Source organism: Falsiroseomonas sp. RANM36 (assembly GCF_056682175.1).
The window spans coordinates 70,717-78,107 of the sequence record NZ_JBWXTD010000008.1; the positions used below are offsets into that span (position 1 = coordinate 70,717).

At 74.5% G+C, this 7,391-nt stretch carries 6 protein-coding genes; 4 read left to right on the top strand and 2 right to left on the bottom strand.

Features of this window, described 5'->3' with window-relative positions; all coding sequences use genetic code 11:
- The 4 genes from AC1MIR_RS26015 to AC1MIR_RS26030 form a co-directional block, all read left to right on the top strand.
- Window positions 1-318 (top strand): hypothetical protein (locus AC1MIR_RS26015; RefSeq protein WP_480031081.1); only part of this gene is annotated, 318 nt, incomplete at its 5' end.
- Window positions 290-1,105 carry a sensor histidine kinase gene (locus AC1MIR_RS26020; RefSeq protein ID WP_480031082.1) on the top strand — a complete coding sequence of 272 codons (816 nt, stop codon included), beginning with the start codon at window positions 290-292 and terminating at the stop codon, window positions 1,103-1,105. The genes AC1MIR_RS26015 and AC1MIR_RS26020, both read left to right, overlap by 29 nt.
- A gap of 95 nt (window positions 1,106-1,200) precedes the next feature.
- Entirely contained in the window at window positions 1,201-1,926 is a 726-nt protein-coding gene (locus tag AC1MIR_RS26025; protein WP_480031083.1) for a response regulator transcription factor, read from the top strand.
- Window positions 1,927-1,948: 22 nt separating this feature from the next.
- A complete protein-coding gene (locus AC1MIR_RS26030; protein WP_480031084.1) occupies window positions 1,949-2,659 on the top strand; it encodes a response regulator in 711 nt (236 codons plus the stop codon).
- 122 nt (window positions 2,660-2,781) lie between these two features.
- On the opposite strand, the gene AC1MIR_RS26035 is transcribed toward AC1MIR_RS26030, so the two are convergent.
- Entirely contained in the window at window positions 2,782-6,003 is a 3,222-nt protein-coding gene (locus AC1MIR_RS26035) for a PAS domain S-box protein (RefSeq protein WP_480031085.1), read from the bottom strand.
- A 197-nt stretch (window positions 6,004-6,200) separates the two neighbouring features.
- Window positions 6,201-7,331, bottom strand: coding sequence for a DegT/DnrJ/EryC1/StrS family aminotransferase (locus AC1MIR_RS26040; RefSeq protein ID WP_480031086.1), 1,131 nt, complete (start codon window positions 7,329-7,331; stop codon window positions 6,201-6,203).
- Window positions 7,332-7,391: the final 60 nt, after the last annotated feature.

Consider the following 7,391-nt stretch of genomic DNA (forward strand, 5'->3'; position numbering starts at 1 on the left):
GCCGCCGGGGGGGGGGGCGGCTTCGCGGGGGGGGGGGGGCGGGCCCCCCCGCCCCCCCCCCCCCCGGGGGGGGGGGGGGGGGGGGGGGGGGGGCCCCGCGCCGCGATGACCGATGCGGCGATCACCGGCGCGCAGACCCCGAAGACGCTCGCACTCAGCCGCGTCTCGCTGCTCGACCCGGCGCAGTTCACCATCCAGGTGAACCGCGCGGCCACCACGCTGACGGTGCAGGCCTCCTACAACTTCAGCTTCATCTCCCCCTTTTTCGGCGCGAGCAAGAATCGCAATCTTGCCGCCACCGTCACCACCCCGCTCTGACGCGGCGAACGGAGTGGACGGCGTGGCAGGTTACGAGCAACCGGGGGGCCTGATGCAGCGCAAGACGGCGCAGGGCAGCAGCCTGAGCGACGTGCCGGCCGATCCCGGCGCGCCGCTCGATCCCGCGGCGGCGCTCGCCGGCGCGGTGGCGCATGACCTCGGCAACATGCTGACCGTGGTGCTCGGCAATGCCGAACTGCTGGTCGAGGGCCTGGCCGACCGGCCGGAGTTGCTGGAACTCGCCACGCTGATCCTCGGCGCGGCGCAGCGCGGCACCGAGCTGACCGCCCGCCTCGACCGCTTCGCCCGCCCGATCCGCGCCGCCGATGGCCTGACGGACCCGGGCGCGACGCTGCAGGCCTTCGGCCGCCGCCTGGCCTACAGCCTGCCGCCGGAAATACGGCTCGACCTGGCGATCGCCCCCGAGCTTCCGGCCATCGCCCTTTCGGAACCCGCCCTGGTCGCCGTGCTGGACGAGTTGGTCTCCAACGCGCTCGCCGCCATGCGTGGCAAGGGGTGCCTGCAGATCCGGGCCGAGGCTCATTTCATTTCGCCGGGCCCTCCACGGATCGTCATTGTCGTGCAGGACGACGGTGCGGGCATGGCGCGCGAGACGCTGCGCCGCGTTGCAACCGCCCGCTTCACCGCGGGCGTTGCCGGGCACAAGACAGCCATTGGACTTGCACTCGCAATGCGTGTAGTCCTTGCGGCGGGGGGACGACTGCTGATTGCAGCCGCCCCCGGCGAGGGCACACGCGTGAGTCTGGATCTTCCGTCAATATCATGAGGATGTAGGCGAATGACTCGCTCTTGCCCCTTGATCACGCGCGCGTGTAGTGCGAAGTTGCATTCGTTAACAGAAATGCACATGTTCGTAGCGCCATGAGCAACACCGGATCCGTCCTGGTCGTAGAAGACGACGCCCAGGTCGCCTCGACCATCGCCGGCGCCCTTGAGCGGGATGGCTGGCGTACCGAAACCGCGATGTGCCTCGCCGAGGCCCGGGAACGCTTCGAAGCAAGCCGCCCGCGCATCATCGTCGTGGACATCGGCCTGCCGGACGGCAGCGGCATGGCCTTCGTGCGCGAAGCCGCCGGCCAGCCCGACCTCGGCATCGTCGTGGTCACCGGCCGCGACGAGGAGGTGGACCGCGTGGTCGGCCTCGAGCTCGGCGCCGACGACTACGTCACGAAGCCCTTCTCGCTGCGGGAGATGACCGCGCGGGTCCGCGCCCTGTCCCGCCGCATGGACAACCGCGGCGCGGTCGCCGGCGCCGTCCCGGCCGCCCCCGCCGAGTCCGGGCCCGCCGGCTGGCAGGTCGGCGACGTCCTGCTCGACCCGCTGCGGCTCAAGGTCGTCGCCGCGGACGGCACCGAGGTCCGCCTGACCGGGGGCGAGGCCGGGCTGCTCAAGCTGCTGCTGGAAGCGCCCGACCGCACCGCCGAGCGCGAGACCATCGCCGAGCGCGTGCTCGGCCATCGCCTGATGCCGCATCAGCGCGGCGTGGACCAGCTCGCCTCGATGCTGCGGCGCAAGCTCGCCGCCGCCTCGGAGCAGCGGATCCAGGTGCTGGCCTTGCGCGGGCGCGGCTATCGCCTGGTTGCCTGACCTGGCGGAGGACAGCGCCACGATGATGCGGCAGGCCCCGAGATCCCAGCCACGCCTGCCCGGCATCCTCGTGGTGGACGACGAGCGGCAGATCGTCGATCTGCTGACGCGCTACCTTGCGCAGCACGGCCTGCGCGCGATCGGCGCCTATTCGGCCGCCGAGGCGCGCGAGCGCGTGCAGGCGGACCCGCGCATCGCGGTGATGATCACCGATGTCCGCATGCCCGGCGAATCCGGCCTGGCCCTGGCGGAGGAGCTGATCCGCGACCGCCCGGATTCCGCGGCGCTCGAGGTCGTGCTCATCACCGGCGCCGGCATCGGCGAGCACGCCCCCGCGGTCCTGGCCGCTCAGGGCTTCGAGATCCTGCGCAAGCCCTTCCGGCCGAGCGAGATGGCCGCCGCCGTCTCCCGCGCGCTCGCGACCAGCGAGCAGCGCCGCCGCGCCGCGCCGGCCGGCGACGCCGCCCGCGCCGAGGCGACCATGCCCGACCTGGCGGACGACGCCGCCGACCCCGGCGGGCTGCGCGCCCCGCTCATGCCGATCATCGCCGCGGCCGAGGCCCTGGTCGCGGCCGCCGCGCTCGACGAGGCCGAGACCCGCGAGCAGGCCCGGCGCATCCATGCCGCCGCGCTCCGCCTGCTGGCGATGATCGAGGAAACCGAGGCCGCGCCGGATCGCCCCGCCAAGGACCGCCCCGACCTCTCTGCCCGCGCCGTCCGCGCCGCCCGGTAGGACGGGTTCCGGCCGGCCGCCGCCGGCGGATCGGCGCCGCGCCCGCCTTGCCATGCGGGTCCGCGACAGCGCGCCGGCCCCGCCCGTCCATCTTTCGCGATGCGGTCCCGACGCCCGCCGGGTCAGCCGGCGTCGAAGGCCGCCGCCCTGGCCCCGGCCGCCGCGAGCGCCCGCCCGACGGCGTCGCGGAAGCGGCGGATGTCGTAGGGCTTGCTGAGGATCTCGAGCGATGCCTGCCCCGGCGGGCGCTGGCCGAATTGCTGCTCCGCGTAGCCGGAGGTGCAGATCACCGCCAGGCCCGGCTGCAGCCGCCGCGCGGTCTCGGCCAGTTCCAGCCCGTCCATGTCGCCGCCGAGCACGACATCGGTGAACAGCAGGTCGAAGCGGAAGCCGGAGCCCAGCACCTCCAGCGCCTCGGCCGCGCCCGGCACCGCCACGGGCTGCATGCCCACCTGCCGGCACAGCCGCACCGCCGCCTTGCGCACATCCGGCTGGTCCTCGACCACCAGCACGTCCAGCCCGGCGGGCAGCGTCGCCGGCGGCTCGCCATGCCGCCCCGCCGGCTCGGCGGGCATGCCGTCGGCGACCACCGGGAGGTAGAGCGTGAAGCAGGTGCCCTCGCCGGGCTCGCTGCTCACCGTCACATGCCCGCCCGACTGCTTGGCGAAGCCGAGCACCATGCTGAGGCCGAGTCCCGTGCCCTGGCCGGGCGACTTCGTGGTGAAGAAGGGCTCGAAGATCCGCGCCCTGATCTCGGGCGGCATCCCGGTGCCGCGGTCGGTCACCGCGACCATCGCGTAATGGCCGGGCGCCAGCCCGTCCTCCTCGCCGAGTTCGCCCGACTGCACCGCGACCAGCCGCGTCTCCACCACGATCGGGCCGCCGGCCGGCATGGCGTCGCGCGCATTGACCAGCAGGTTGAGCAGCGCCGCCTCCAGCTGCGCCGGGTCGGCCGAGACCTTCGGCGTCCGGCCCGCGATGAGCCGGATCGGATAGCGTTCGCCGAGGGTGCGCTGGATCAGGTCCACCAGCCCCGGCAGCATCTCGGTCAGGTCGAGGGGCTTCGGCCGCAGCGGCTGGCGCCGCGCATAGGAGAGCAGCTGGCTGGTCAGCCGCATGCCGCGTTCCAGCGCGCCGCGCGCGGCCTCGATCAGGTCGGGCGCGGTGCGGCCCTCATGCGCCTCGTCGGCGGCCATCTCCAGGCTGACCGAGGCGACGGTCAGCAGGTTGTTGAAGTCGTGCGCGATGCCGCCGGTGATCTGGCCGAGCGACTTCAGCCGGTCGGCCTGGCGCAGCGCCGCCTCGGCCTCGCGCTGGGCCGTCACGTCCTGCACGTAGCCGAGCACGGAATCCGGCCCGCCCGCCGGGTCGCTCTCCCACCGGCCTTCGGCGCGGCAATGCACCAGCCGCCCATCCGGCCGGCGCACGCGGAACTCGAAGGCGCCGGGCTGGCCGGTGCGCACGATCCGCGCCAGCGCGGCGCCGACCGTCGCGCGATCCTCCTCCAGCACCAGCGACAGGGCGGCCGGGCCGGCGGGCACCGGCGCGGCCGGATCGGTGCCGAGGATCGCATGCACCTCTTCCGACCAGGAGACCTGCTGCAGGTCCGCCTGCCAGCGCCAGGTGCCGAGCCGGGCCAGGCGCTGCGTCTGGCGCAGCTCCACCGCCTGCCGCTGCAGCGCGGCACGGGAGAGGCGCAGGTCGCGCTCGAAGCGGGTGCGTGCCGTCACGTCGAGCGCGGCGACCAGCACCGCGCGCCGCCCGGCGAACTCGGTCAGGTGCAGGCTGACCTCGACGATCCGCTCCTCGCCCCGCGCCGTCAGGTGCCGCCAGGGGCCGGAGGCGCCGCGCGTCCGCCGCAGCTGGGCCGAGGCCGCGCGCGCCGCCGCGCGGTCCTCCTCCGGGCGGATGTCGAGGATGGTCATGCGCAGGAACTGCTCGCGCGACCAGCCGTAATCCTCGATCGCCGCGTCGTTGACGCTGAGGAAGGCGAGCGTCTCCTGGTCGTAGATCCACATCGGGATCGGGTTGCGCTCGAACAGGCTGCGGAAGGCGGCCTCGCTCTCGGCCAGGCGCAGCGTCGCCTCGTGCTCGCGCGTGATGTCGCGCACCATGGAGACCAGATGCGTGCAGCGCCCGGCGGAATCGAAGACCGGGGCGATGTGCAGGTCCACCCAGACCTGGCTGCCGTCCTTGCGGCGGAACGCCGCCTCCTGCCGCATGCGCTGCTTCTGGCGCAGCGCATCGGCGATGGCGCTCCAATCGGCTCCGTCACCGCCGCTGCCCTGCAACAGCCGGGGCGTGCGCCCGACCAGCTCCGTGGCGGAGAAGCCGGTCAGCGCCTCGAAGGCGGGGTTCACATGCACGATGCGGCCTTCGTCGGGCGCCGCCTCGGTGATCAGCACCGCTTCCGAGCTCGCCTCGACGACGCGGCGGTGCAGCACCGTCCGCTCCTCGTCGCGCAGCATCTGCAGGAGCGGCCGCAGCGTTGCGGCGGCGTCCCGCACCAGGTCGAGCAGGTCCGGCCCCGGCGCCGGGCAGCCCAGCAGCAGCACGCAGCGCTCGTCGGCGATGCGCACCGGCGTCGCCACCAGCGTCATGGCGGGGCTGGCCGCCGCATCGCGCAGCAGCGCATGGCGCGGCGCGTCGCCCGCGCCGGTCAGCTCCACCTGGCGCTGCCGCCCGCCGGCGATCGCCGCGCCGAGCAGCGGGTCGGTGATGCCGATCGGCGCCATGCGGATCGAATCGAGCAGCGCCGGCCCGCCGAGCGCCGCACTGGCGTGGCCGCCCACCAGTTGCAGCGTCGCGCCATCGGCGCCGAGCCGGTGCAGCGTGCAGAGCAGGCCTCCGGTTGCGGCGCAGAGCGCTTCCGCTGTCGCCTCGATCGCCGCCTCGTAGCCGGGCGCCTCAACCGCCAGCGCCTTCAGCCGGTCCGCCAGCAGGCTCCAGGCCGCCGGGCTCGCCGCCGCCGCGGGTTCCTCCTGGCCCTCGCGGGCGGATGCGGCCAGCGCGGCCAGGTCGCGCAGCGTGCCGGCCTCGTCGGGCGCGAGGTCGCGGCGCGGCCGCCGATCCAGGACGATCAGCGCGCCGATCTCGTGCCCATCGGGCCCGAGCACCGGGGCGCTGGCGCGGAACGGGAAATCCGAGACATCCACCTCGGCCGGGGCCTCGCCGGCGCGCAGCCCATAGGTCGCGCCGGACAGCTTGCCCTCGGCATCGCGCAGCCGCAGCACCGCCGCCGGGGTGCCCAGCATCCGCGCCGCCATGCGGACGATCCGACGCCCCGCATCCTCAGGCGCAACGGCCAGCCTCGGCTCGATCGGCTCGGCGGCGGCGCCACCCATTCCTCGCCCCACTCCTCCCCCGCGGCCGCAGCCGGGTGCCAGGCGGGCAAGGATGCACGGCGCGCAACAGCGCGGCCCCTCTCGCCCGTCGCGCGAAAGTTAGCACGTCGGCTCGCAGAAGCGGAAGCGTCGGACGGCGAGGCGCACGCCAGCATTGCAGGGTGGCGCCGCCGCCCACGCGGCCGGCGCGCCCTGCGTCAGAGCCGGCGAAGCGCCGCGCAGACCTGCTCCACCTGCGCGTCGGTCAGTTCGGGGAACATCGGCAGGCTCATCACCTCGCCCGCCGCCCGCGCCGTCTCGGCGCAGCCGGCCGGCCCGAGCGGGGTGCGGCCGGCATAGGCGGGCTGCAGATGCACCGGCTGCGGGTAGTGGATCGCGGTGGCGATGCCCTCGGCGCGCAGCCGCCCCATCACCGCGGCGCGGTCGGGCACGCGCAGCACGTACTGGTGGAAGACATGGCCCGCATCCGGCCGCCGCGCCGGCGGCGCCAGCCGGCCGCCCGACAGCGCCGCGTCATAGGCCGCCGCGATCGCCTGCCGCCGCGCGATGCCGGCGTCGAGCGCGGTCAGCTTCACCCGCAGGATCGCCGCCTGCAGCTCGTCGAGGCGGGAGTTCACGCCCACCTCTGCGCTGATGTAGCGCTCCTTCCAGCCATACTGGCGGATCGCGCCGATATGGTCGGCCAGCGCGGCGTCGTCCGTGGTCAGCACGCCGCCATCGCCGAGCGCGCCGAGGTTCTTCGTCGGGTACAGCGAATAGCAGGCGACCCGGCCGAGATTGCCGACCTTCGTCCCGCCGAGCGTCGCGCCATGCGCCTGGGAGCAGTCCTCGATCACCGCCACGCCGTGCTGCGCCGCGGCGGCGAGCATCGGCGCCAGGTCGCAGGCCTGGCCGTAGAGATGCACGGGGATGACGGCGCGGATCGGCGGCAGGCCCGGCGGCGGGTCCTCCAGCACGGCGACCAACTCGTCCGGGTCCATCGTGTAGGTGTCGGGATCGATGTCGAGCAGCAGCGGCGTCGCGCCGACCATCTCGATGGCGGCGACGGTCGCGACCGCGGTGTGGGAGACGGTGACGACCGTCGCCCCCGGCCCGATGCCGAGGCCGCGCATCGCCAGCGTCAGCGCATCCGTCCCGTTCGCGCAGCCGATGGCGCGCGCCGCACCCTGCCACGCGGCGTATTCGCGCTCGAAGGCCTCGCCTTCCTTGCCGAGGATGTACCAGCCCGAGGCCAGCGCGCGGGCCACCGCGGCATCGATCTCGGCCTTCTGCGCGCGATACCCCGCGCCGGGATCGGCCTGCGGGACGGTGATGGTGGTGGCGTTCATCTCTGACCCCTGCACTGCCTCCCCCGTTCCGCGTCTCCCTCCCCCGCTTGCGGGGGAGGG